The following is a 24634-nucleotide window of genomic DNA, read 5'->3' as shown; positions in this document are numbered from 1 at the left end:
GGGCACCGATGCCGTCCAGCCCTTCCCTTCCCGCAGTCGCAAGCCTGTGGATCGGTGACAGCCTGAACTGGCTGCACGAGCTGTCATTGGCCAGTTTCGTGCAGCGCGGCCACGAGGTTGTGCTGTTCCACACCGGGCCTGCGGCGCCGCCGGTGCCGCCAGGTGTCCGCACCTGCCCGGCAGCGGAAATCTGGGACCCCGTCCAGGCGGGGCACGGGGAGGCGCCTGCGTCTATGCTGTCGGATCTGTTCCGCCTGTATCTGCTGAAACAGACGGAGATGATCTGGATCGACACAGATATGCTTTGCTGCCGGCCGTTGCCGGACGTGGACTATCACGTGGGCTATGAGCCGACGCGCTCGATCAACGGCGCGGTGCTGCGGCTGCCGAAAGGCTCCGCAACGCTGAACCATCTGCTGGACTGGTTTGAGGATCCCGAATGGGTGCCGCCCTGGCTGGGCCGCAAGATCCGCAAGGAGGTGGAGGCCGCTCCGCCCGGCAAGCGCCTGCTGGCAGCCTTTGAACTGCAGCGCCCGTCGCTTGGCCCCCGGGCACTGGATTACACGCTGAACCTGACCGGCGAGGTCGAACACGTCCGCGAGCCGGAGGTATTCTATCCGATCCGCGGCGTTCTGACCGACGTGCTGTTCAGCGGCCAGTGCCAGGAAGACGGCTGGCTCACCGAAAACACGCTGGCCGTTCATCTCTACGCATCCATGGTGCGCCGCTACCACAAGACGCACCGGCCCGAAAAACACAGCTTCATCGCACGCCACGCGCAGGAGATCGGTTTTGATCTCAGCGGTCTGAAGCACCAGAAACAAGGAAACGAGTAATGGAAAAATTCCAGAAACTGCAGGGTATCGCCGCCCCGATGCCGCTGGTGAACATCGACACCGACATGATCATCCCCAAGGTGTTCCTGAAATCCATTCAGCGCACCGGCTTCGGCAAGAACCTGTTCGACGAGATGCGCTATAACCGCGACGGCACCGAGATCGAGGATTTCGTGCTGAACAAACCGCAGTACCGGGACGCTGAGATTCTGGTGGCGGGCGACAACTTCGGCTGCGGTTCCTCGCGCGAACACGCGCCCTGGGCAATTGCCGATTTCGGCATCAAATGCATCGTTTCGACGTCTTTTGCCGACATCTTCTTCAACAACAGCTTCAAGAACGGGATCCTGCCGATCGTGCTGCCGCAGGAACAGGTCGACCTTCTGATGGCCGATGCGGAAAAAGGCGCCAACGCCCGCATGACCGTGGACCTGGAAGCGCAGGAGATCACCACCTCGGACGGCGAAGTGATCTCTTTTGAAGTGGATGCTTTCAAAAAGCACTGCCTGCTGAACGGTCTGGACGATATCGGCCTGACGATGGAAAAAGCGGACGCCATCAAGACATTTGAAGACAAGACCGCGCAGGCCCGCCCTGGGTCTGACCCTGGGTCTGCCCCCGCATTCTGCCAAAAACACTTCAGAGCCGCCCGGCCCGGGCGGCTCTTCTGTTTTCGCCCGCCAGATTCGCGCCGCATTCCCGCCGCAATTCAGCTCTGACCCTTTCGTTGTGCTCCCCCGGCTCTCTTCCACTGCATCTGGTAGGCGGCCCCCACCCCGTTTGTTTTTCACCAAAACCCTGATGCAATCGGGCACCAGTGCCGCGGGGAAAGTGGCCCCTGCCCTGCCGCCGGGCCTTGAGCGGAAAGCCGCCGCCCGGCAACAATAGGGCAAAAATGAGGCAGAGCGCCCTGGGCCATTCCCGGGGGCTTCAATTCTGGACCCAGAGGCGAAAACGCCCGTTCCAGTTTGAAGGGATTGAGAGACGTGTTTGCACGCATCACAGGCGCGGCGTTCCGCGGCATATTGGTGGCTATGCTGTTTGCCATGCCGACGCTGATCCTGCCGGCATCGGCCACCGAGTCGCCGGAAATCATCCTGTTCATTGCGCTCCTGGGGTCGGCCCTGGCCTTCACCGAATACAACTCGCACTTCCCCAGCTTCGTGGATTTCCGCAATGCGCCGCCGATCAACCGGATGCGCTTTGCCGCCTGTGCTGCGTCTGTCGGCGCGCTGAGCCTGCTGGCGGCCCATCCGCTGGAGCCGACCGGGCTGACCGCGCTGATCCACCGTCTTGGCGGCTGGCTGGGCGGACAGCTGGATTTTGCCTATTCGCCGGTGCAGCTGACGGTTCTGATGCTGCCGCCGCAGGTCCCGGAAGCCACAATGCTGATGGTGCGCGATGCCGCCGGGCTGGTTTATGCGATCGCCGGCGCCGCGATTGCCGGCTTTGCGCTGGTGATCCGTGTCGGCCACTGGCCTGTCGGCAGCGGCGCTTTCAATGTGTGGGTCAACCTGCCGCTGTTCGACCCCACCACTGGCGGCGATGTGGTGCAGCGGTTGCAGCGCGACGCGCGGGTCAATGTCATCGGCGGCGTGCTGCTGCCGTTTGCCCTGCCCGCCGCGGTCAAGATGGCCTCGGGCTTGGTCGATCCCGGAATTCTGGCAGCCCCGCATATGCTGATCTGGGTGATCAGCGCCTGGGCGCTGGTGCCTGCCTCGATGATCATGCGCGGCATGGCCATGCAGCGCATCGCCGGGCTGATCATGCACAAACGGCGCGCCGCCGGCAGCGCCGCGGACGAGGCGCTGCAAACCGCATGAGGCGGCTGGCGGCGAGCCTCCTTCTTCTGATCCTTGCCGCCGGAGCAGGCCAGGCCGGCACCCTGCGCATCGCAACCTTCAACACAGAGCTGTCACGGGACGGGCCCGGCCTGCTGCTGCGCGACATCGAGCGCGGCGGCGATCCGCAAATTGCCGCGGTGGTAGAGGTGATCTCTGCCGCACAGCCGGATGTGCTGGCACTGCAGGGGATTGATTGGGACTACGAAGGCCGCAGCCTTGCCGCCCTGGCCGGGCTGCTGGCAGAGGCCGGGGCCGCCTATCCTTACCGTGTTTTTCTGCAGCCCAATACCGGGCTGCCGCCCCCGGCCCTGCTGGATATGGATGGCAATGGCAGGACCGGCGGGCCGCGTGACAATCAGGGCTATGGCCGGTTCCGCGGCCAGGGCGGTATTGCGCTTTTGTCGCGGCTGCCGGTTGATCGCGACGGTATCCGCGAATTCTCGGCCCTGCTGTGGCGGGACCTGCCCGGCGCGCTGCTGCCTGAACACCCGGACGGGCGCCCGTTTCCCTCCAGCGAGGTGCAGAAGGTGCAGCGCCTGTCTGCCACCGCGCATTGGCTGGTGCCGCTGGAATTGCCCGGCGGCGGCCAGTTGAACGTGATGACATTCCACGCTACGCCGCCAGTGTTTGACGGGCCGGAAGACCGCAACGGGCGGCGCAACCGCGATGAAATCCGCCTGTGGCAGCTGCTGCTGGATGGCCGACTGGGCGCCGTACCCCAAGCGCCCTTTGTGATTGCCGGTGACGCCAATCTCGACCCCGAACGCGGTGAAGGCCGCAAGGACGCCATCCGCAATCTGCTGGGCGATCCCCGGCTGCAGGACCCGCAGCCGCTCAGCCCGCAAGCCGGAACTGCAACCGTGGAGTGGCAGGGCGCCGGGCGGATGCGGGTGGATTATGTGCTGCCCTCTGCCGGGCTGACCGTCACCGGCAGCGGCGTTGTCTGGCCGGATGCTCCGGGTGCAGCAGCCGCCATTGCCAGCCGCCACCGGCTGGTTTGGGCCGATATCGCGCTGGACTAGGGCCAGGACCCGGCCCGGCCTGCGCGAATCCCAACCAAACCCCTTTAATTTCAGGGCCTATTGTTGACCCTGCCCCGCTGTCCCGCTACGCCCTTGCCAGCTGTTTTTAGGAGGACTCCCATGCCCAACCCATCGATTTTGATTCTGCCCGGCGACGGGATCGGCCCCGAAGTCATGGCCGAAGTGCGCAAGATCATCTCCTGGTTCGGCGGCAAGCGCGGCCTGCAGTTCGATGTGAGCGAGGATCTGGTCGGCGGCGCGGCCTATGACAAGCATGGGCTACCGCTGGCGGATGAAACCATGGCCAAGGCCCAGGAGGCCGACGCTGTTCTGCTCGGCGCCGTCGGCGGCCCGGCCTATGACGATCTGGATTTCTCGGTAAAACCCGAGCGCGGCCTGTTGCGTCTGCGCAAGGAAATGGACCTCTATTCCAACCTGCGTCCGGCGCAGTGCTTTGACGCGCTGGCAGATTTCTCCTCGCTTAAGAAGGACATCGTGGCCGGCCTCGACATCATGATCGTGCGCGAGCTGACCTCGGGCGTCTATTTCGGCGAGCCGCGCGGCATTTTTGAAGAAGGCAACGAACGCGTCGGCATCAACACCCAGCGCTACACCGAGAGCGAGATCGAACGCGCCGCCCGCTCCGCGTTTGAGCTGGCGATGCGCCGGGGCAAAAAGGTCTGCTCGATGGAGAAGGCCAATGTGATGGAAAGCGGCATTCTGTGGCGTGAAGTGGTGACCCGTGTCTCGGCTGACTACCCCGAGGTTGAGCTGAGCCATATGTATGCCGACAACGGTGCGATGCAGCTGGTGCGCGCGCCTAAACAGTTCGACGTGATCCTGACCGACAACCTGTTCGGCGACATCCTGTCCGACTGTGCGGCGATGCTGACCGGCTCGCTTGGCATGCTGCCTTCTGCGTCGCTTGGCGCACCGATGGAAAACGGCCGCCCCAAGGCGTTGTACGAACCGGTGCACGGCTCCGCCCCCGACATCACCGGTCAGGGCAAGGCCAACCCGATCGCCTGCATCCTGAGTTTTGCGATGGCGTTGCGCTACAGCTTTGATCAGGGCGCCGAGGCCGACCGACTGGAAGCCGCGGTTGAGAAGGTGCTGGCCGACGGCGTGCGCACTGCCGACCTGCTGGGTGAAGACGGCGTGGAGCCGGTTTCCACCAGCCAGATGGGCGATGCCGTGCTTGCCGCCTTGGAGGCAAGCCTCTGATATTGAGGCAGGTCCAAGCACGTTTCAAAGCCCCGCCTGACCGTCAGCGCGGGGCTTTTTTTATGCCCCTCCCATGATCGCGCAGGCCCCTTTGGCGCCCGCAAAAAGAATTCCTGAAAACCACAGCTTTCTACGGAATCGCCCTTGTCAAACCCCGCCCCTGAGCTATTTCGCCCTCCACGGTCGGAGCGTAGCTCAGCCTGGTAGAGCACTGTCTTCGGGAGGCAGGGGCCGGAGGTTCGAATCCTCTCGCTCCGACCAATAAAACAAGGCGCCTTAGGGCGTCTTTTTTATTTTTAGGCGGCGCGTTTCTGGTTAGTCACCCAGAAACCCCTCGATTTTGCCGTTCATAAGCTCCGCCGCTTCGGTTTGGAACTCCGGGTGGTGGTGGTAACAAACGCGCTCTGATGTCTCAATTGAGGTCGAAAAAAAATTGGCCGCAACCGCCAATTTCAGGCCGGATTGCATCGCCCCGGGGCCTTGTTGCAAAAATCGGGCGAGGGATTCACTGCGTGAAACCAGCATGCTAGCTGTGAGCCATGAGCAGTTGGGCCGCTAGGAAGTACAAGACCACGAACTGGCCGGCTTACAATGAGGCACTAAGGCGGCGCGGTTCGCTGACGGTGTGGTTTGATCCCGACATTGTGTGGAGACCTGCGCCGACGGGACGGCAGCCGAGCTTCAGCGATGCCGCAATCCAGACCTGCCTGACGATGAAGGTGCTGTTCGCGATGCCGTTGCGACAGACGGCTGGGTTCGTCGAAAGCCTCCTGCGGCTGGTCGGGCTGGACTGGCCGGTCCCGGACTTCAGCCCCTTGTGCCGTCGCCGACGGAAGCTGAACGTGGCCATCCCCTACCGTGGAGGGAAAGGCCCGCTGAACCTGTTGATCCCCTCTCGTGACATCACTGCGTGATGCACTGCCGGGCAGCGGACAGCACCGGGATCAAGGCCGAGGGCGAAGGTGAGTGGAATGCCCGAAAGCCCCCCTCTCGCACATGCCCTGCATGTGCTGCCGGGCAGCGGGTGGCTCCAAGCGGCGCATCTGGCGCAAGATACACATCCCTTGCCCGTCAGGGTCATGCACAGCATGATCCCGAGAGGGGAATTGATGAGGAAACGCTGGAAGTTCGGGCGGTTGATGTCACCAGTAGCAATATCGGCGACGCCCCCATACTACCGGAACTGCTGGGCCAGACCGGAGCGGATCAGGACGTCGCGCCGGTCACAGCCGACGGGGCCTGCGGCACAAGAAATTGCCACGAGGCAATCGCTGCCCGAAATGCTGCCGCTGTCATACCGCCCCGCAAGAACGCAAAGCCTTGGAAACCAACGAGTCCCGGCGCCGTCGCCCGCAACGCAGCGCTGCGAGCCTCGAAGGACTTGGGCCGTGCCGTCTGGCGACGGTGGAGCGGCTGCCACCGCCGGAGCCGTGTCGAGATATGAGGAGGATCAGAAAAGGATCCGGGGGATCCTTTTCCCGACGATTGTATGAATTGCATCAAACTCCTTGGCCAATCCTTGATGGCACGAGACTTCGAACGCCAAGTCGCCGAGCTGCAGGTCCGTATCGCCGTGCTGAACGGCTACACTGCGCTTGGCATATCTGTTACGCGGCCCGTGGGGTAAGTCCGTCCGGGGAAAGGGGAACTACGGTCAAACCCCGATTTGTGCATCAGGGCCCACCCCAGGTAATCGTTGTGTGTTTGAGAGTGTGCGGCGTGACGTCGCCCCCTAGCCCGGCATTCTGACGAATCGTCCGCCAACTCGTTTTGATGGAGCCGACACGGGCGCCGTCGTGTTCCACCAGCCAGATCTTGCCGTTCGCTTTCAGGCGCCGAACATGCCCCAGGAACTTTCGGGGCAACTTCGCTGGAGCGCGCCGCTTTTTAGTCGTGCGTTCTTCGACGCCCTTCCGGTGGTAGGTCCCGGTAGTGGTGTCGATCCAGCCACCTTTGGTCTGGTGTTCGAGCTTGGTGTTCAAGAACGCCTCTTTGCACGTGCCCGTGTAGACCCCCGCCAGAATGAACCACGCCATATGCCGGCTCTTGCTCTTTGTGCTGTCCTCCGTCGGGCGGGCGCGTGCCGCCCGGATCAGTTTCGCGACCTTGTCCCGGGTCAGCCAGCTCTCTTTGGCCTCCCCTTTCGCGGGCAACGTTACCTTTGAAGCTTGGGTCTGGTGTCCTTCCCTCACAAAATACCGCAGCGCCGTTTCGAGGCAGCCCAGTTCCCGACGAACCGTGTTCGGCGCCGCGGGGCGTTCATGCTTGGTGTCGACATAGACCATGCGGGTATTGGCGTATGTGAACGACCCCAACGACCCCGGCGGCCCGACCGAATACGGCGTCACGATCCGCACCTTGCGCCGTCTTCGCGGCTCTGCCACGGCGGCAGACGTCCGGGCGCTGAACGTGTCTGAGGCGGTCGAAATCTACAAGCGTCACTATTTCTACGGCCCCAAGATCGACCAGCAGCCCGCGCCGCTACAGGCCAGCGTCTACGACATGCAAGTTGATACTGGTTCCAATGGTGTGCGGATCTTGCAGCGGCTTATGGCTGAATTTGGCGAGCGTGTGACCGTTGACGGCGCGCTGGGACCGCAATCCATCGGCACAACAAATCGCGCCTTTGCAAAGGCCGGGCAGTATCTGGTCGATGCCTACGGCATCGCCTGGCGCGATTATACTTTCCGGCTGGCAGACCAGCGCCCGGCGTCGCGCAAATACGCCCGGGTCCGCGCAGGCGATAAAGACGGGTGGATCAAACGCGCCGAAGAATTCATGGCGCCAAAGTACCGCCTGACCGAAACGCAGTTCAAACAGAGGGTAGCAACATGGGGCTGATCAAGTGGCTTATTGGCGGCGGCGCCGAGCAGATCGGGGCGACCGTGGAGCGGGTCGGCGGGTTTTTTCGCCCAAATGCGGAGGCGTCCGCCGCGCGGGCGCATGACATTGACGCTGCCGCCCTGTCGCAATACGCGGCAGAGTTCCAAGCCCACCAGCAGCGCACATGTTTCGACAGCCTGATGGACAGCCTGAACCGCATGGTGCGGCCCGTGATAACCCTGACCGTCCTGGGCGTGATCCCGGCGGTGATGCTGTGGCCTGAACAGATGGCCGTCACCTTCGCTGCACTCGCGCTCCTGCCGACGGGCTACTGGGCCTTGGTGAGCGTGATTACCGGCTTTTACTACGGCGGGCGAATGCAGCTGAAAGCCCAGGACTTCGAACGATCCGTTTCCGATGCCGTCGCCCGGGCGCCCCAGGTTATCGAGAACATGCGACGTTTGCGCGACCATTTGTCACCCGGCGAAGCCGAAGCAGACGACGATCCGCGGGACGGCGAAGAAAACGCTGCAGTAGCCGCATGGAAATTGGGCAACCAAATCTGAAACCTCAGCCGCTCAGACTTGTTGTGCCTTGGGGAGTTACCCTGGGCGCATTTAAGGTACTCTACTGTCCGCAGCAGCGTTTGAATTTTTGGCCACTTCCGCAAGGACAGGCGGCGTTACGACCAAGCTTCCGTCCCACTTTTGCTGCCAACGTTTGGGTGCGTTTGATCTTTGGCGATACTGGCGCACCTACATTTATTCGGCCACTTTCAACTACGCTACCGGGCTTCATTCCTCTTCCATAGTCGATTCCCGCAAGGCTCAATGCAGCACCCTGGCCTCTTGCGAGAGGTACGGCAGGGTCATACGCCACTCTATCGTCACCGACACCCAAAGCCACAACGCAATCGTTGATTTTCTGGCCGGCCGCATGCTGATGGTACCCATCTGGATTTGTAATTCCTAAGTCCTTACCGTCGCAAGTCAGACGGTACCCGAAACTTGAAAGATCCATACTCTCGACAATAATTTTGGACCTGGGGACCACCCTAAGTTTAAGAGCGACACTTCCTGGCCCGTTTCTAAAGATTAGTGCGTTACAGGTTTGCTCGACATCCCAGTTTTCAGCGTCAGACCGCCACTCGTTATCTTCGATCTTGAGAATAGACTTGCCACCAGAGTTTCTAAAGTCAGCGTTCAGACGGATCGGGCCGCCGTTCTCTTCAGGTGGGTTGAACCAAAGAACCGGCTCATTCTTGATAGTAAGAATGTAATCACAATTCTTAGCCGTCACTGGTCCGAGTTTCACAATTGGCATCTCGCCTGAAAAGTCGAAAATACCGTGTGAAAACCCGTCTCTGTGACATGCTGGTTTACTCTTGTGCTCCCAAACTTTTTCCTTGGACCATAGCTTACTGGTGACGTTGCCATGACACCGTTTGCACAAGAGGGTCATCCTCCCCGCGTCGTGGCTTTTAGCTTCGCTATAGACCGGGTCGATGTGCTCGTAATCACAGATTGCGTGGCCACAGATCACACATCCGAAACCTGCTTCCTGTCGGATCGTTCTGCACGTATCTGCGTCAATTTGCCTTGGTAGTCCGTGCTTGTTTTCCATGTTTCGGTACTCGCAAATGATTGGGTGATACTCAAACAGGCACCGCAACCTTTACGGGACTTCGAACAGTCTTTCCAGTGGTACGGCGGTGCCACAACCGCTTACGGATAGTAGCGTCTCGGAGCCGTCCTAGCGGTGTTTCTTGGCACTGCCAGGAAATACCGACATTGAAAGCCCTCAAGCGGCGCCTAAGATCCCCTTGAACCCAACAAAACAAAGCCCCACCCCCGCTGAACTGTCTTCGGAAGACAGGGGCGGGAGGTTCAAACTCTCGCGCTCCGGCCAATATAACAAGGTGCCTTAGGGTGGTTTTTTGAAGCGGTGCTCAGTGCTTTCTGGAGGTGGGATCAGACCTTTGCCAGCGCGGACATATGCAGCTTTTTCCACAGAACATCCAACGCCGGCTTGGTGCTGCGCGGATCGCGGTAAAGGCGGATTTCCAGATCGGTGGCCAGCCGGTCGTCCACCACCGCAAAGCGCCCCTGCTTGATTTCCTCACGGCACAGGCTGAGGGGCAGCCAGCCCATGCCAAAGCCCTCTTGGATCATCGCCTTGACACTGTTGGCCAGCGCGTTCTGGTTGACCACAAAGACCTTCTGGCCGGGCAACAGCTGTGCCAGTGCGAATTCCTGAACCGAGCGCAGCGCCGAGACCGCGCCATAAGACAACAGCGGCACCGCGTCCTTGCCGCCTTTGGGAAAGGAGAATTCCGGCACGCCGTCAGGGGTTGTGCGGGAAACCGGCACATATCGGTCGGTGGACAGGGTCAGATGCTCGAAGTTGGCGACTTCCAGGGGCCCAAGGAAATCCATCGACGGATGCCAGTAAGTCAGGATCACATCGCAATAGCCCTGCTGCAGCGCGCTGACGAACTGGTCGGCGGCCCAGGAGGTGGAATTGAGGTCGGTATCCACCCCTCCCTCGCTGGCCAGGGGCGCGATCAGCGTCTTGTAATGCGTCATGTAAAGCGACTGCGAGGCGGCAAAGCGGATCACATTTTCGCCCGCCGCATCAATCGTCTGGCAGCGTTCGATGGTTTCCTCGTAGGTGCGCAGCATGATGCGGGACTGGGACAGGAACACCTCGCCCGCCGGGGTCAGGGTCAGCGGCAGGGTTTCGCGGTTGATCAGCCGCACGCCGATCTCATTCTCCAGCGCCCGGATGCGGCGGGAGAAGGCCGGCTGGCTGACATTGCGTTCCTCGGCCGCGCGCGAGAAGTTCTTGCACGCGACCAAAGCTTCGAAATCCTTAAGCCAGATGATGTCCAACTGGGTGTCCCGTCTTAACCGGCGGCCACCGCATCCAGCCTGTCTTCCTCGACAGCATGGCAAGCAACGGTGCTGCCATCGGGCTGGTGAATGGCTTTTGGCTGTTCACTTTTGCATCGTGCGTCCGCAAAGGCGCAGCGGCTTTGGAAGGGACAGCCTTGCGGCAGATTGATCGGCGTCGGGATCTCGCCCTTGAGGCGGATGTGGTTCGGCCGGTCATCCTTCAGCTGCGGCACTGCGGACAGCAAGGCCCGAGTATAGGGGTGTTTGGGGTTGGAGAACAGCGTTGCCGTGTCCGCAACCTCGCAAACCGACCCAAGGTACAGAACCGCAACACGGGTGCCGAAATGCTCTACCACGCTCAGGTCGTGGGTGATGAACAGATAGGTAAGGCCACGGCTTTCCTTGGCCTCCAGCATCAGGTTCAGCACCTGCGCCTGGATCGACACGTCCAGCGCGCTGATCGGCTCATCCGCGATGATGAATTCCGGGTCCACTGTCAGAGCGCGGGCAATGGCGATCCGCTGGCGCTGGCCGCCGGAGAATTCATGCGGGTAGCGCTTGGCCCAGCTAGGATCGACCCCCACCGACAGCATCACCTCGGTCACCTTGTCGCGCACCTCGGCCGCCGAGGCGCCGGGGTTGTGATGGCGCACCGGTTCCTCCAGCGCTTGCCGGATGGTCATGCGCGGGTTGAGCGAGGCATAGGGGTTCTGAAAGATCATCTGGATCTTCTTGCGCAGGGGCTGCATAGCGCCGCGCGACAGGTCATCAATGCGCTGGCCGTCATAATGGATTTCGCCTGCGGTGGGGGTCAGCAGGCCCGCCACCAGCCGCGCCACAGTGGATTTCCCGCAGCCCGATTCGCCGACCACACACAGCGCCTCGCCGCGGCCCACCTCCAGCGAAACATTGTTCACCGCATGGACCGCACGGCTTTCACGCACGATCTTGCCCTGTTTGAACTTCAGCGTCTCAAGGAAGCCCTGATCCAGATCGAACCGTTTTTCCAGGTTCTTGATCTGCAGCAGCGGGCGGTCAGTCTTTGCGTCTTTCATGCCCGTGCCTCCTTACGGTCTTCGTCGCTGTGCAGGCGCTGCACCTCGTGGCAGGCCACCTCGACCTCACCGTATTGCACGGTTTCCGGCACCCGGCTGCGGCATAGGTCGGTGGCGTATTTGCAACGCGGATTAAAGGCACAGCCTGCGGGTGCATTGGTAAGGCCCGGCATGTTGCCGGGGATTTGCTTCAGCCGCTGGCCGGGCACGGTCTGCTGCGGCAGCGCGTTGATCAGACCCTGGGTATAGGGGTGCTGCGGATCATTGATGATTTCCCGCGTGCGCCCCGCCTCGATGATGCGGCCGGCATACATGACCAGCGTGCGCTCGGTCATCTGGCTGACCACGCCCAGATCATGGGTGATCAGGATCAGCCCCACCTGGTTCGACTGGCACAGCTCCAGCAGCAGCTCCATGATGTCGGCCTGGATGGTCACATCCAGCGCCGTCGTGGGTTCATCCGCGATGATCAGCTGCGGATCAAGCAGCAGCGCAATTGCAATGATGATCCGCTGGCGCATGCCGCCCGACAGCTCGTGCGGGTATTGTTCCAGACGTTCTTCCGGCGACGGAATATAAACTTCGCGCAGCTTGACGATGGCGATCTGGCGCGCTTCTTCGCGGCTCAGCTTGCGGTGCGCCAGCAGGGTTTCAACCATCTGCTGGCCGATGGTCAGCACCGGGTTCAGCGTCACCATCGGATCCTGAAAGATCATCGCCATCCGGTTGCCGCGCATGGTGCGCAGGCGCTTGTCGTTCATCTGCACGACATCATCGCCATCGAACAGGATCTGGCCATTGTCGATGTAACCGGGGCGGCTGAGCAGGTTCATCAGCGAAAACCCGGTGATCGACTTGCCGGCGCCGCTTTCGCCGACGATGCCCAAGCGCTCGCCCTTGGCCAGATCAAAGGAAATGCCGTTGAGGGCTGTGACCGTCTCGTCGCGCATGGCGAATTTCACGGTCAGGTCGCGAACGGAAAGAAGGCTCATCGCGTTACCCCTTGTAAAGTTTCGGGTTCAGGACATCGCGCATCCAGTCGCCCAGCAGATTAATAACCAGGACCAGAACCACCAGCACCACGCCGGGGATGGCGGTGATCCACCAGCTGCCCGAGAAGATGTAATCAAACCCCGAGGAAATCAGCGAGCCCAGCGACGGCTGGCTGGGCGGCATCCCCAGCCCCAGGAAGCTGAGCGAGGCCTCGGAGATGATCGCATTAGCGACCTGCACGGTAGAGATCACAAAGATCGGCGACAGCGAGTTCGGCAGGATGTGCCGCACCATGATCCGCAGCGGGCCAAAACCCAGCACGCGGGCGCTGTCGACATATTCCTTTTTCTTCTCGGCCAGCACGGTGGCGCGCACGGTGCGGGCATATTGCGGCCATTCCGCGACGCCAATGACGGCAATCAGGAACACGACAGCATAGCGGTTGAAGGTATCAGTCCCGAACATCGCCTGGGTCACTGCCAGAAAGATGATCGCCACCATCAGGGTCGAGAACGACAGCTGGATGTCTGCCAGCCGCATCAGCAGGCTGTCCAGGCGGCCGCCGACATAGCCGGCCACCAGCCCGATGGAGATGCCCAGAAAGGCCTGCAGCGCAACCGCGCAGATACCGATCAGCAGCGACAGCCGGGTGCCATACAGGATGGTCGACCACAGATCGCGGCCCTGATCATCGGTGCCCAGCATGAATTCAGGCAGTGAACCGCTGACCCAGGCCGGCGGATACTCCGAGTTCATGATATCAATGGACCCCGGATCGTACGGGTCAAAGGGCGCGATCAGCGGGGCCAGAAAGGCAGCTCCGGCAATCACCAGGAAGATGATCATGCTGACCATCGCCACCGGGTTGCGGCGGAAACTGTAGCCCATGTTGGAATTCCAGGCCTTGGACCAGCGCGACGGTTCGGATTTCGGGGAAAGCGTTTCGGTGCTCATGCGCCCATCCTCGCAATATTCACGGTCGGGTTCACCAGGCCATAGATCAGATCGACAATGGTGTTGGTGACCACAAAGATGAAGCCGACAACAATCAGATAAGCCACGATCAGCGGGGTATCGACACGGTTCACCGCCTCAAGGAACATGAAGCCCATGCCCGGCCACTGGAACACCGTCTCGGTCAGGATGGTATAGGCCACCATAGTGCCGATCTGCACGCCGCCCACGGTAATCACCGGCAGCAGCGTGTTCTTCAAGGCATGGACAAAATAGATCCGCCACGGGCTGATGCCCTTTGCCTTGGCGTATTTGACGTATTCCGATTGCAGCACTTCCATCATCTCGGCCCGGATCAGGCGGACAAACAACGGCAGCATGATCGAGGCCAGCGCAATCGACGGCAGGATGATGTGAAGCCAGCCATCGGCAGTGGCAAAGTTGGTCTGCCAATAGCCCCAGACCTGCACGGTATCACCGCGCCCGTAGGAGGGCAGCCAGCCGTATTCCACCGAGAACACAAAGATCATCAGGATCGCTGTCAGGAACACCGGGATCGAAATGCCGATGATCGACAGGCCCATAATAATACGGCTCAGGATCGAATTGGGTTTGATTGCGGTATAGACACCCAGCGGCACTGAGAAGCCGACGATGATCAGCGTCGCGCCGAACACCAGCTCCAGCGTTGCCGGCAGCTTCTTCAGGATCACGTCCAGCGCCGGCTCCTTGAAGAAATAGGAGGTGCCCAGATCGCCCTGCAGCGCATTGCCCGCAAACCGCAGGTATTGCGTCACAAAGCTGTCGTTCAGACCCAGCTCATCGCGCAGCTGCTGACGTACTTCTTCCGAGACCGACTGCCCGACCAGCTCGCGCAGCGGGTCGCCCAGGTTGCCCTGGATGGCAAAGGCAATCAGCGAGATGACGAACATCACGGCAATCGCCTGGATCACTCGCTTGGCGAGATAGGCAAACATCGTCCTGACCTTTGTAGAGTTTGGTTACAGCGTAAAACACCGTGTTCAAGGGAACCGCGGGTTCTGCATACACGGCTTTGGCGGCCGCTTGTTGTATTGGTAGCCCGGGCCGGCCGGAGGAGACCGGCCCGGGTCAGATCAACGGCTTAGCTGCCGGTTTCGACGATCAGGTCGCCGAAATAGGGGAAGTTCAGCGCATTCACGATGTCGCCTGCGTTCATGCCGGACTTGGCGCCCCATGCCAGGTTCTGCCAGTGCAGCGGAATAAACGCGGCCTCATCATACAGGATGCCTTCCAGCTTCTGCAGCAGTTCCGTACGCTTGGCCGGGTCTGTTTCCGCGTTGGCGGCGTTCATCAGCGCGTCGGCTTCCGGGTTGCAGTAGTTGCCGGAATTGTACTGGCCATTGCCGGTTGCTTCGTCCGGGCAGGCGGTCAGGAACTGGTGGAAATTGGCGGAATCTTCGGTATCCGCGTGCCAGCCGATCATCATCATGTCCGCTGCGCGCTCGTCAAACGTCGGCCAGTACTGCGCCTTGGGCATGGTCTGCAGATCCACTTTGATGTTGATCTGCGCCAGCATCGAGGCCACCGCTTGTGCGATCTTGTCGTCGTTCACATAGCGGTTGTTCGGCGCCATCATGGTGATCGAGAAGCCGTCGGCATAACCTGCCTCAGCCATCAGCGACTTGGCTTTCTCCAGGTCAAAGCGCGGTGCGAAATCCTCGCTGTAGCCCAGGTAGCCGGCCGGGCTGGCCTGTGCGCCAACAGTGCCGAAGCCGCGCATGATACGGTCGACGATGCCGGAGTTGTTCACCGCATAGTCGATCGCCTTGCGGACGCGGGCGTCCTTGAAGGCCTCAACCCGGTTCTGGTTCATCTGGAAGGTGATGATGCGGGTGCCGGGCATGGTGATCAGGTCGACACCCTGGGCATCCGCCACGCGCTTCAGGTCGGTCGGCGGAACCGGTGCAATGAAATCAACATCGCCGGACAGCAACGCGGCCACCCGGGTCGGGTCTTCCTTGATCGGGGTCAGCACGATCTTGTCGACGTTGCCGGCATCTGCATCCCAGTAATCGGCGTAGCGGTCGAACACCACGCGCACGCCCTGTTCACGCTCGGAAACAATGAACGGTCCGGTGCCCGAGACGTTGCGGGAGGCAAAGCTGTCGCCGTGCTTGACGATCTCGGCCTTTTCCTTGCCGTCGGCAGTGGTGCCGGAATAATAGGCGCTGTCCATCGGAAAGATGTAAGTCGCGGTGTGCAGGACCAGCGGATAAGGCTCCGAGGTTTTGAGGTCGAAGGTCATGTCATCGACAACTTCAACATCGGTGAAGGGCGCGAAAATCGCTTTGAAATCGTCGCTTTCCTTCAGCCGGTCAAAGGTCCAGTCCACGTCCTTGGCGGTCAGCGCGTTGCCGCTGTGGAAGGTGACGCCGCTGCGCAGCTTGAAGCGCATGGTGGTGCCGTCGATCTGTTCCCAGCTTTCGGCCAGGCGCGGTTCGAACTGCAGGTCCTGGGTCCAGCGCACCAGCGGGTCAAAGACCATGTGCGACAGCTGCAGCGTGCCGCCGGACAGCTGTTCATGCGGATCCAGTGAAACCGGGTCAGCGTCATAGGCAACGCGCACTGTGGTCTCGGCATAGGCAACCGGTGCCATCGCCGCCACAACGGCTGCGGCCGCCAGGCTTCTGACAAATTTCGTCATTAGGCATACTCCCCTGTGATTATGGCGTGAACGCTATCCGGTGACGCGGCGTCTGTGAAATGCCGATATCGCATAGGGTATGCAACCTGCACATTGGAGCTATGCACCTTGGGAATATCTGTTCCTTTGCAAGCGCTTATGGTCAGCAATCGGGCAAGGGCGCAGTGGAAACCAGCACCTCCGAGGTCAGTTTTCAGCGAATCTTGCGTGGCATTGCTCGGGGAAAACGCCCCGAAATTGCTCTTCCCAGACCGAGAGATCCAGCCTGACCGGCAGCTCCACGCTCTGAACCATACTCGAACGGCCAAGGACGCCACGTTGCAGATGCGTCCCTTCCATGTGCTGCCTTACCTTAGGCGCATGACCGCCTAGCCCCGCAGAACTTTGTCGGCCGCAACTTGAAGGTCCGGCAGCCTTCCATATAACCCGCTCCATGCCTGCACAGATTTTTTCAATGGAGGCGCGGGAGAACGGCGGTGCCCGGCTCGCGCTCAATTACAAACACGCCGGCCGCAGCGGCATCCAGCGCATTTCCTGCGACCTGCCGCAGGCCGGCCTTCTGCAGCTTGTGCTGTTCGCCGAAGCGCTCAGTCTGCGCAAGCGCTTTGGGCACCTAATTGCATCGGATGTGACAATCGATGGACTCAAAATATCCTATGACCCGGCGCGGCGGGATCTCCGGGTCGAGCGGCAGGCTGGCTACTCCAGGCAGACTGCTGGTTTGCCGATTGCGGATTTTCACTTCGAGATGGCCGGCATGACCGACATCTGCATTGCCTGGGCCGAGGTGACAAAGAATGGACCGGCTCTGAAACGCCTGCTGGCCGAATGTGCCGCGCCGGCTGAGCTTGAAGGGTTTCTGGGGCGGGACGAGGCTGATCTGGCCATGCATCAGCTGCGGGAAATTGCCGTGCTGCTGCTGGCGCAGGAAACCTCAACCCGTGGTTCAGCGCTTGCCCGCAAGCTGCGCGGGAAGAAATCCCAGGACCAAGCCCGGGAAGCGGTTAGCGGGTTTGTACTGGAGCTTGCCGCTGAACTTGTTCCGGTTTCTGCCTAAACCCGAGCACGTCGGCGCAGGGCACCACGGATTAAGGCTATGAAGACTGGCACGTTTCACTCGGAGCCTGTCCGAACAGGCTGGGGGCCGGAATCCCGCATGGGATTTCAGCTGTGTGAGAATGCGTGCCCCCCGTTTGCTGCGCGGCGATAGCCTGTCAGCCGTCGATCCGGCCGACCGGGCCGTGCCAGGGCATCAGCTGACCATAGTCGATCTCACCGCGGTTGCGCTCGATTTCCTGCACCACCCAATTCAGATAGATGAAGCACAAGGCGGCGTTGTGCTCATACAGCCGGTACTGGCGCCCGAGGTAGTGATGGGTCTCTCCGGCGACGAACCTGTGCTCCGGCGTCCGCGGCAGGAACTGGGCGAAGTACCGCTGCTGCCGCGTCACGGCGTTGTTGCAGGACTCTGAGTGCTAAGGATTCACATCACGAATCCATGCGGTTAGACGGGGCAGATGAGCAAGCCCGCACCTGCCCGCTACCGTACGACGAATTGGTCCAGCTACAATGATGCGCTCAGAAAGCGCGGGTCGCTTCTGATCTGGTTGGACAAAGAGATGACCTGGCTCGCGCCGCATGATGGCAGCCCCGGCCGCCCTGCGGTTTTCCCGGATGCGGCGATCCAGTTCTGCCTGTCGATCAAGGTTCTGTTCAAGCTGCCACTCCGGCAGACCGTCGGGATGGTCACCAGCCTTTTGCACCTGGCGGGTCTGGATTGGCCCGTTCCGGATTTCTCTACGCTGTGCCGCCGACAGAGTGAGTTGGGACCGTGGCCCCAGCGGGGCCGCGTAAGCCCATCGAACGCTGGCCGTCCAGATCCCATATCGCCGCGCCGACGGGCCGCTGAACCTGCTGGTCCCCTCTCGTGACATCACTGCGTGATGCACTGCCGGGCAGCGGACAGCACCGGGATCAAGTTCCTTGGCGATGGTGAGTGGCAGGCCCGCAAGCACGGCGTTCAGGGGCGGCGCCAATCACTGCCCGGCAGTTGATTGCAAAGCAATCAATGAGAGGGGCGCAAGGTTCATCTTGCGATGGATGCTGCCACGTCCGGCATCCGTGCCGTCGAATTCACCCCCGGCCGCGACGGCGACAGCCCGGTCCTGCCGGACTTGTTGGGTCAGTTCCCCGAGGACGAAGACATCGGCACCGTGATCGCCGATGGTGCCTATGACACGCGACGCTGCCATGCCGCGATCCTCGAACGCGACGCGGCCCCGATCATCCCGATCCGCAAGAATGGTCGGTTGTGGAAAGAAGATTGTCCGGCTGCGCAGGTCAGAAACGAAACTCTGCGAGCCACCCGACGCTACGGTCGAGCCTTCTGGAAGCGCTGGACAGGATACCACGTCCGGAGCCGGATCGAGGCAAAGATGCGCTGTTTAAAGGCATTCGGCGAGCGCATTGCCGCAAGAGACCCCGACCGCCAAACCGCCGAAATCCACATCCGCATCGCACTCATCAACCGCTTCAACGCACTAGGCACCGCCGAGATCATCCGCGTCGCCTAAGTTCGGAGGGGAAAGGGGGAGTGAGCTACTCCCCAATTGTTGGACAGGTTCTGGCGTAATTTAAGCTACTCTCTGCTCCTGCTGATCGGGTTGGGTTTTGTGCTTTCTCAGCCAATAGACCACGGCCGGGGGTTTGCCGCCAAGGGCGGAATGTGGGCGTTTTCGGTTGTAGAACTCGATCCACTTTCCGACGCCGACCTTCGCCTCTGATCCGGTCTCCCAAGCATGCAAGTAGACGCATTCGTATTTCAGGCTCCGCCAAAGCCGCTCGACGAAGATGTTATCGAGGAACCGGCCTTTGCCATCCATCGAGATGCGCACACCGGATCGCCACAGCCTGTCCGTCCAGGCGAAGGACGTGAACTGGCTGCCCTGATCTGTATTCATGATCTCGGGCGGGCCGAACTTGTGGATGGCCTCGTTCAGCGCCTCGACACAGAAGTCCGCTTCCAGCGTGTTCGAGATGCGCCAGGCCAGCACCTTGCGCGTGTGCCAGTCAATGATCGCCACCAGATACAGGAACCCCTTGCGCATTGGCAGATAGGTGATGTCTGCCGCCCAGACCTGGTTCGGGCGCCCCACCCGCAGACCACGCAGCAGATAGGGGTAGGTCTTGTGCCCCTTCGCAGCCCTGCCCCCTCTCGCACATGCTTTGCATGTGCTGCCGGGCAGCGGGTGTTGGGCTTCTGGTAGATCGGCATGAGCCCCATCACCCTCATCAGCCGCCTGATCCGCTTTTCGTTCACCAAATGACCTTCATTGCGCAGATGCCAAGTCATCTGCCGCACACCGAAGAACGGCGTTTCCAGGAACTGTTCGTCGATCCGGCGCATCAGCATCAGGTTCAGAGCCGTCTCGCCTTTGGGCTGATAATAGAACGACGACCGCGAGATCGACAGCAGCTTGCACTGCTTGCTAATGGGCAGATTGGCATTGGCAGGCTCGATCATTTTCCTCCTCACTTGCCGATCCACGGTTTGAGCTTTCGTGACAAAAAATCGTTGGCAACGGCCAGCTCCCCAATCTTGGCGTGCAGCTCTTTGACCTGTTCTTCGTCAATCTCCTGGGGCTTCCTGCCGCCGCGCTTGAACACGCCGGACGCGCCCTCCAGAAGAGCCCGCTTCCAGCTGTGGATCATCGTTGGGTGAACGCCAAACTGGCTCGCCAGCTCAGCAACAGTCCGCTCGCCCTTCAGAGCCTCAAGCGCGACTTTCGCTTTGAAATCGGGCGAATGGTTCTTCCGTTTCGACATCTCTGATCTCCTCTTCGTCGAAGATCAGCAGACAGCAAATCGCAGCTTACGTCAGTGTCCGAAATTCAGGGGGTAGCTCAGTATCTCCAAGAACCGACACATTGCACAACTGCGCCGCAAACCTTGCAAAGCCGTTCCCTGCGCTCCGCTGCCACTGGTGCTAACCACCGTTTTGTCCGTAGTGTGCCTGTAATTTTGTATGGCCGTTTTAGCTGAGATGCATAGTTACTTTCGCTCTTGCAGCATCCTTAGGGCCACAATCCGCGGCTATGCCGCTTTTAACTGACTGCCGCCTTTGAGCAGGTTGATGCAAAACTCTAACTTTTCACAGCTACAGAAAGTGGCCGCAGCCTCCATCGCCGGGCATGAAGTTACCCAGCCCCGAGTATGTATGCACAGCAAAACGAGGGAGTCTGTTCTCTGTTTCCGCAATGCAGTCAGCCTCTGCCACTATGCACCAGCCCAGATATAGAAAAGGCGCCCGCCGGGCGCCCTATATGTAGATCTTGGTGAGAACTCGTGCCGAAACGGTGGGAACTCGTGGAAGATTTACAACCTTCAGTGTGTCCAAGGACCGCGGCGGTTGGTGGCGAAGTTGTCGCCATAGCCGCCCGGGCGGATGTTGGGCTTGCGTTCCTTGGGCTCGGCCACCTGCGCTTCGATGCCGTGGTCCTTGGCATATTCCAGTGCCGCCTCCTTGCTCTCGAACCGCAATTTGACCTGGCTCTGGGTGTCACCGGAGGAGGTCCAGCCCATCAGCGGATCCACTTCACGGGCCGAGGCAGGCGCATATTCCAGCACCCATTTCCGCGTCTTGGCCATGCCAGAGGTCATGGCATTGCGTGCCGGCCGGTAAATCCGCGCTTGCATGGGCTGTCTCCCGCTTCGAGTCTTCGTCCAGCGCTTTTATGCGCCGGATACGGCGCTGCGGCAAGGTGCCATTTGCACAGGATTAGCCGGGGTTTGCTGCCGTGCCACAGGCCGCCCGCGCCAGCCCGCCCAGATGGGATTGCCGCGCGCACAGGAATTCCATCAGCCGGGCCGGATACCCCTGCGGCGGCGCCTCTTGCACCGAGGGCCGCGCCATGACAGCAGCCCGCCACGCTGCCATATGCGCGGCCTCCGGCATCAGTCCGAAATCCCCAATGGCCTCAAATGTCTCAAAATACCGGAAGATGGTGCCCCAGACGCCATCCACCAGGCGGAATGTTTCTCCGGCAAAGAAAGGCCCCTCCACCTCCGGCGCAATCCGCGCAAGCCGGATGCGCAGATCTCTGGCAGCCGCGGCAAATGCCGCCTCATCCGCGGCACTGTACAGTTTGCCGATGTCCGCCAGCGTCTCGGAGCCGAATGCGATCCAGGCCCGGTGCCGCGCCCGCTCCAGCGGATCGGCGGGGTGCAGGCTGCCGGGCGTGGCTTCATCCAGGTATTCGGCAATCACCTGGCTTTCAAACAACACCCGCCCGCCGGTTTCCAGCACCGGCACCCGGCCCAGCGGCGACAGCGATCGGAACCATTCGGGCTTGTCCGCCAGATCGATATAGGTGCGCCGGTGCGGGATGGCTTTTTCACGCAGCACAATCACTGCGCGTTGCACATAGGGGCACAGATGGTGGCTGATCAGATGCAAGTCAGTCATGGGATCCTCACTTAATGCAATTGCATGCACATCAGATGGGTGGCCCGCCCTTGCATATCAATGCATATGCATTTAAATTTCCCGCATGGAAACACCTGACCCGTTCGGCATCTGGCTGCCGCTGGCCCGCGCCCATAAATCCATCCTCGCCACAGTGGAGGCTGCATTGAAACAGGCGGGCCTGCCGGGCCTGGACTGGTACGATCTGCTGTGGGAGCTTGAGTGCGCCGGCGGCACCGGTCTGCGCCCTTTTGAGCTGCAGGAAAAACTGCTGCTGCCGCAATACGGCGTCTCGCGCCTGGCGGAGCGGCTGGCCAAGGCGGGCCTGCTGGAACGCCAGACCTGCAACGGCGACGGGCGCGGCCAGACACTGGTGATCACGCCGGACGGCGCCGCCATGCGCGCCCGCATCTGGGCGGTTTACGCCGATGCCATGCAGCAGGCAGTCGGCAGCCGTTTCAGCCCGGGCGAAGCACGGCGGCTGGCGGAACTGCTTGGCAAATTCCATCGTCCTGCGCGCAGCTGACAAAAACAGGCTGCATTCCGGCGAAACCCCGCCCTGCCCCCTTGCACCGGAACAAAAACAGACCAAAATCAGCGCCAGCCGCCAACGGAGTCGCCTGATGCCCTATGCCCATTCCGATAAGACCATGCCGATGATGACCCAGCGGGCACCGCAGCAGCGGCCCAAGCTGGAAGGCGGCAAGCGGTTTGTGATGCATACCCCGTTTCAGCCCGCCGGCGACCAGCCCACTGCGATCCGCGAACTGTCCGAGGGCGTGCTGGACGGCGAGCGCAACCAGGTGCTGCTGGGCGCCACCGGCACCGGCAAGACCTTCACCATGGCCAAGGTGATCGAGGAAACCCAGCGCCCCGCCATCATCCTCGCCCCGAACAAAACCCTCGCCGCGCAATTGTACGGCGAATTCAAGGGCTTCTTCCCGGAAAACTCGGTCGAATACTTCGTCTCCTTCTACGACTACTACCAGCCCGAGGCCTATGTTCCCCGCTCGGATACCTACATCGAGAAGGAAAGCCAGATTAACGAGCAGATCGACCGGATGCGCCACTCCGCCACCCGTGCCCTGTTGGAACGCGATGACGTGATCATCATCGCGTCTGTCTCCTGCATCTACGGCATCGGCTCGGTTGAGACCTACTCGGCGATGACCCAGGACCTCAAAGCCGGAGAAATCTACGACCAGCGCCAGATCATGGCCGACCTCGTCGCCCAGCAGTACAAGCGCAACGATCAAGCGTTTCAGCGCGGCTCCTTCCGGGTCCGCGGCGACACGCTGGAAATCTTCCCCGCCCACCTGGAAGACCGCGCCTGGAAGCTGTCCTTCTTCGGCGAGGAACTGGAGGCGATCACCGAATTCGACCCGTTGACGGGTGAAAAGACCGGCAGCTTCGACCAGATCCGCGTCTATGCGAACTCCCACTATGTGACGCCGAAACCGACGCTGAACCAGGCCGTGATCTCGATCAAGAACGAGCTGAAGATGCGGCTGGAAAACCTGGTCGGCGAGGGCAAGCTGCTGGAGGCCCAGCGGCTGGAACAGCGCTGCAACTTCGATATCGAAATGCTCGAGGCGACAGGCCACTGCAACGGGATCGAGAACTACTCCCGCTATCTGACCGGCCGCGCACCGGGTGAGCCGCCCCCACCCTATTTGAATTCATCCCCGACAATGCCATTGTTTTTGCCGACGAAAGCCATGTCTCGGTGCCGCAGATCGGCGGCATGTACAAGGGCGACCACCGGCGCAAGATGACATTGGCCGAACACGGCTTCCGCCTGCCGTCGTGCATGGACAACCGCCCGCTGAAGTTTGAGGAATGGGACGCCATGCGCCCGCAATCGGTGTTTGTCTCTGCCACCCCGTCGAAATGGGAGCTTGAACAGTCCAGCGGTGTCTTTGCCGAACAGGTGATCCGCCCCACCGGCCTGCTGGATCCGCAGGTCGAAATCCGCCCCGTCGACATGCAGGTGGACGATCTGCTGGACGAGGTGCGCCGCGTCACTGCTGACGGGTTCCGCACGCTTGTGACCACGCTGACCAAACGCATGGCCGAGGATCTGACCGAATACCTGCACGAACAGGGGATCAAGGTCCGCTACATGCATTCCGACATCGACACGCTGGAACGCATTGAAATCCTGCGTGATTTGCGCCTTGGCGCCTTTGACGTGCTGATCGGCATCAACCTGCTGCGCGAGGGGCTTGATATTCCCGAATGCGGGCTGGTCGCCATTCTGGACGCCGACAAGGAGGGCTTTCTGCGGTCTGAAACCTCGCTGATCCAGACCATCGGCCGCGCCGCCCGCAACGCCGACGGCCGCGTCATCATGTACGCCGACCGCATCACCGGCTCGATGGAGCGCGCGCTGGGGGAAACCGACCGCCGCCGCGACAAGCAGATCGCCTATAACACCGAGCACGGCATCACGCCTGAGACCGTCAAGAAAAACGTCGAGGACGTGCTGGCCGGGCTTTATGCCGGCGACACCGACATGAGTCGCGTCACCGCCCAGATCGACAAGCCGATGCACGGCGCCAATCTGGAGGCGCATCTGAACGGCTTGCGTGACCAGATGCGCAAGGCCGCCGAGAACCTGGAGTTCGAAGAAGCCGCCCGCCTGCGCGACGAAGTGAAACGGCTGGAGGCGGTGGACCTCGCCATCTCCGACGACCCGCTGGCCCGGCAATCGGCGGTGGAGGCGGCATCCGAAGCGGCGGTCAAGTCGCGTGGGCGTTCAACCGCGGGCAAGGCCGGGACGCGGGCCTACCGGGGCAAGTCGCAGAAGAAGTTTTCGTGAGGCCTGGAATTTCACCAC

General features: G+C 61.2%; 20 protein-coding genes, 1 tRNA gene and 6 pseudogenes. 14 read left to right on the top strand and 13 right to left on the bottom strand.

Going from position 1 to position 24634, the window contains the following annotated elements:
• The first annotated feature begins 8 nt into the window (after positions 1 to 8).
• The 6 genes and pseudogenes from ETW23_RS01915 (at position 9) to ETW23_RS01890 (ending at position 5187) form a co-directional block, all read left to right on the top strand.
• Positions 9 to 836, top strand: coding sequence for a hypothetical protein (locus ETW23_RS01915; protein ID WP_134828944.1), 828 nt, complete (start codon positions 9 to 11; stop codon positions 834 to 836).
• Positions 836 to 1432, top strand: a pseudogene (leuD, locus tag ETW23_RS01910) (3-isopropylmalate dehydratase small subunit); the annotation flags it as partial. The gene ETW23_RS01915 and the pseudogene leuD, both read left to right, overlap by 1 nt.
• Positions 1433 to 1822: 390 nt before the next feature.
• Positions 1823 to 2659, top strand: coding sequence for a hypothetical protein (locus tag ETW23_RS01905; protein WP_134828943.1), 837 nt, complete (start codon positions 1823 to 1825; stop codon positions 2657 to 2659).
• Entirely contained in the window at positions 2656 to 3702 is a 1047-nt protein-coding gene (locus ETW23_RS01900) for an endonuclease/exonuclease/phosphatase family protein (RefSeq protein ID WP_134828942.1), read from the top strand. The genes ETW23_RS01905 and ETW23_RS01900 overlap by 4 nt, the downstream gene beginning before the upstream one ends.
• A 120-nt stretch (positions 3703 to 3822) precedes the next feature.
• Positions 3823 to 4926, top strand: coding sequence for a 3-isopropylmalate dehydrogenase (gene leuB, locus ETW23_RS01895; protein WP_129372161.1), 1104 nt, complete (start codon positions 3823 to 3825; stop codon positions 4924 to 4926).
• Between the two features lie 184 nt (positions 4927 to 5110).
• A tRNA-Pro gene (locus ETW23_RS01890) sits at positions 5111 to 5187 on the top strand.
• Positions 5188 to 5241: 54 nt separating this feature from the next.
• On the opposite strand, the gene ETW23_RS01885 is transcribed toward ETW23_RS01890, so the two are convergent.
• Positions 5242 to 5451, bottom strand: a complete 210-nt coding sequence (locus tag ETW23_RS01885; RefSeq protein WP_134828941.1) for a hypothetical protein — start codon at positions 5449 to 5451, stop codon at positions 5242 to 5244.
• A gap of 14 nt (positions 5452 to 5465) precedes the next feature.
• Here ETW23_RS01885 and ETW23_RS25600 point away from each other — a divergent pair.
• Positions 5466 to 5908: pseudogene (locus ETW23_RS25600) on the top strand (transposase); the annotation flags it as partial.
• A pseudogene (locus tag ETW23_RS25595) lies at positions 5909 to 6553 on the top strand (transposase); the annotation flags it as partial.
• Positions 6554 to 6599: 46 nt separating this feature from the next.
• On the opposite strand, the gene ETW23_RS01875 reads toward ETW23_RS25595, so the two are convergent.
• On the bottom strand, positions 6600 to 7211 hold the full coding sequence (locus ETW23_RS01875; RefSeq protein WP_134828940.1) for a hypothetical protein: 612 nt from the start codon (positions 7209 to 7211) through the stop codon (positions 6600 to 6602).
• Between ETW23_RS01875 and ETW23_RS01870 the strand changes: the two genes are divergently transcribed.
• Positions 7210 to 7767, top strand: a complete 558-nt coding sequence (locus ETW23_RS01870; protein WP_134828939.1) for a holin-associated N-acetylmuramidase — start codon at positions 7210 to 7212, stop codon at positions 7765 to 7767. The two genes, ETW23_RS01875 and ETW23_RS01870, sit on opposite strands and share 2 nt — an antisense overlap.
• Entirely contained in the window at positions 7758 to 8315 is a 558-nt protein-coding gene (locus ETW23_RS01865; RefSeq protein WP_134828938.1) for a 3TM-type holin, read from the top strand. Before ETW23_RS01870 ends, ETW23_RS01865 begins: the two co-directional genes overlap by 10 nt.
• 61 nt (positions 8316 to 8376) lie before the next feature.
• Here ETW23_RS01865 and ETW23_RS01860 read toward each other — a convergent pair whose 3' ends face one another.
• From ETW23_RS01860 to ETW23_RS01830, 7 genes are all read right to left on the bottom strand, one after another.
• Complete coding sequence (locus tag ETW23_RS01860; protein WP_134828937.1) at positions 8377 to 9372, bottom strand: SEC-C metal-binding domain-containing protein; 996 nt, start codon at positions 9370 to 9372, stop codon at positions 8377 to 8379.
• Between the two features lie 347 nt (positions 9373 to 9719).
• Complete coding sequence (locus ETW23_RS01855) at positions 9720 to 10640, bottom strand: LysR family transcriptional regulator (RefSeq protein ID WP_134828936.1); 921 nt, start codon at positions 10638 to 10640, stop codon at positions 9720 to 9722.
• Positions 10641 to 10654: 14 nt separating this feature from the next.
• Complete coding sequence (locus ETW23_RS01850) at positions 10655 to 11698, bottom strand: ABC transporter ATP-binding protein (protein WP_129372166.1); 1044 nt, start codon at positions 11696 to 11698, stop codon at positions 10655 to 10657.
• Positions 11695 to 12690 carry an ABC transporter ATP-binding protein gene (locus ETW23_RS01845; protein ID WP_134828935.1) on the bottom strand — a complete coding sequence of 332 codons (996 nt, stop codon included), beginning with the start codon at positions 12688 to 12690 and terminating at the stop codon, positions 11695 to 11697. Before ETW23_RS01845 ends, ETW23_RS01850 begins: the two co-directional genes overlap by 4 nt.
• Positions 12691 to 12694: 4 nt before the next feature.
• A complete protein-coding gene (locus tag ETW23_RS01840; protein ID WP_129372164.1) occupies positions 12695 to 13645 on the bottom strand; it encodes an ABC transporter permease in 951 nt (316 codons plus the stop codon).
• Positions 13642 to 14622: an ABC transporter permease gene (locus ETW23_RS01835; protein ID WP_129372163.1), complete on the bottom strand. Its 981-nt coding sequence runs from the start codon at positions 14620 to 14622 to the stop codon at positions 13642 to 13644. The genes ETW23_RS01840 and ETW23_RS01835 overlap by 4 nt, the downstream gene beginning before the upstream one ends.
• Positions 14623 to 14768: 146 nt before the next feature.
• A complete protein-coding gene (locus ETW23_RS01830) occupies positions 14769 to 16331 on the bottom strand; it encodes an ABC transporter substrate-binding protein (RefSeq protein WP_134828934.1) in 1563 nt (520 codons plus the stop codon).
• Positions 16332 to 16764: 433 nt separating this feature from the next.
• Between ETW23_RS01830 and ETW23_RS01825 the strand changes: the two genes are divergently transcribed.
• Positions 16765 to 17388, top strand: a complete 624-nt coding sequence (locus ETW23_RS01825) for a hypothetical protein (RefSeq protein WP_134828933.1) — start codon at positions 16765 to 16767, stop codon at positions 17386 to 17388.
• A 157-nt stretch (positions 17389 to 17545) separates the two neighbouring features.
• Here the strand turns inward: ETW23_RS01825 and ETW23_RS25590 are convergent, their stop codons facing one another.
• Complete coding sequence (locus tag ETW23_RS25590) at positions 17546 to 17782, bottom strand: M48 family metallopeptidase (RefSeq protein ID WP_254695112.1); 237 nt, start codon at positions 17780 to 17782, stop codon at positions 17546 to 17548.
• A 66-nt stretch (positions 17783 to 17848) separates the two neighbouring features.
• Here ETW23_RS25590 and ETW23_RS01815 point away from each other — a divergent pair.
• Positions 17849 to 18904 (top strand): annotated as a pseudogene (locus ETW23_RS01815) (IS5 family transposase).
• Between the two features lie 60 nt (positions 18905 to 18964).
• Here the strand turns inward: ETW23_RS01815 and ETW23_RS01810 are convergent.
• The 3 genes and pseudogenes from ETW23_RS01810 to ETW23_RS01800 all read right to left on the bottom strand — a co-directional run bounded on the left by ETW23_RS01810 (position 18965) and on the right by ETW23_RS01800 (position 21795).
• Positions 18965 to 20156, bottom strand: a pseudogene (locus ETW23_RS01810) (IS3 family transposase).
• A gap of 558 nt (positions 20157 to 20714) precedes the next feature.
• Complete coding sequence (locus ETW23_RS01805; protein WP_134828932.1) at positions 20715 to 21026, bottom strand: ETC complex I subunit; 312 nt, start codon at positions 21024 to 21026, stop codon at positions 20715 to 20717.
• Between the two features lie 82 nt (positions 21027 to 21108).
• On the bottom strand, positions 21109 to 21795 hold the full coding sequence (locus tag ETW23_RS01800) for a glutathione S-transferase family protein (protein ID WP_134828931.1): 687 nt from the start codon (positions 21793 to 21795) through the stop codon (positions 21109 to 21111).
• Between the two features lie 85 nt (positions 21796 to 21880).
• Here ETW23_RS01800 and ETW23_RS01795 point away from each other — a divergent pair, with 85 nt between their 5' ends.
• On the top strand, positions 21881 to 22321 hold the full coding sequence (locus ETW23_RS01795; protein WP_134828930.1) for a MarR family winged helix-turn-helix transcriptional regulator: 441 nt from the start codon (positions 21881 to 21883) through the stop codon (positions 22319 to 22321).
• Positions 22322 to 22418: 97 nt separating this feature from the next.
• A pseudogene (gene uvrB, locus ETW23_RS01790) lies at positions 22419 to 24616 on the top strand (excinuclease ABC subunit UvrB).
• Positions 24617 to 24634 lie beyond the last annotated feature (18 nt).

This window comes from Leisingera sp. NJS201, from assembly GCF_004535885.1.
Taxonomy (GTDB): domain Bacteria; phylum Pseudomonadota; class Alphaproteobacteria; order Rhodobacterales; family Rhodobacteraceae; genus Leisingera.
This window is presented reverse-complemented; position numbering and strand designations above follow the sequence as displayed.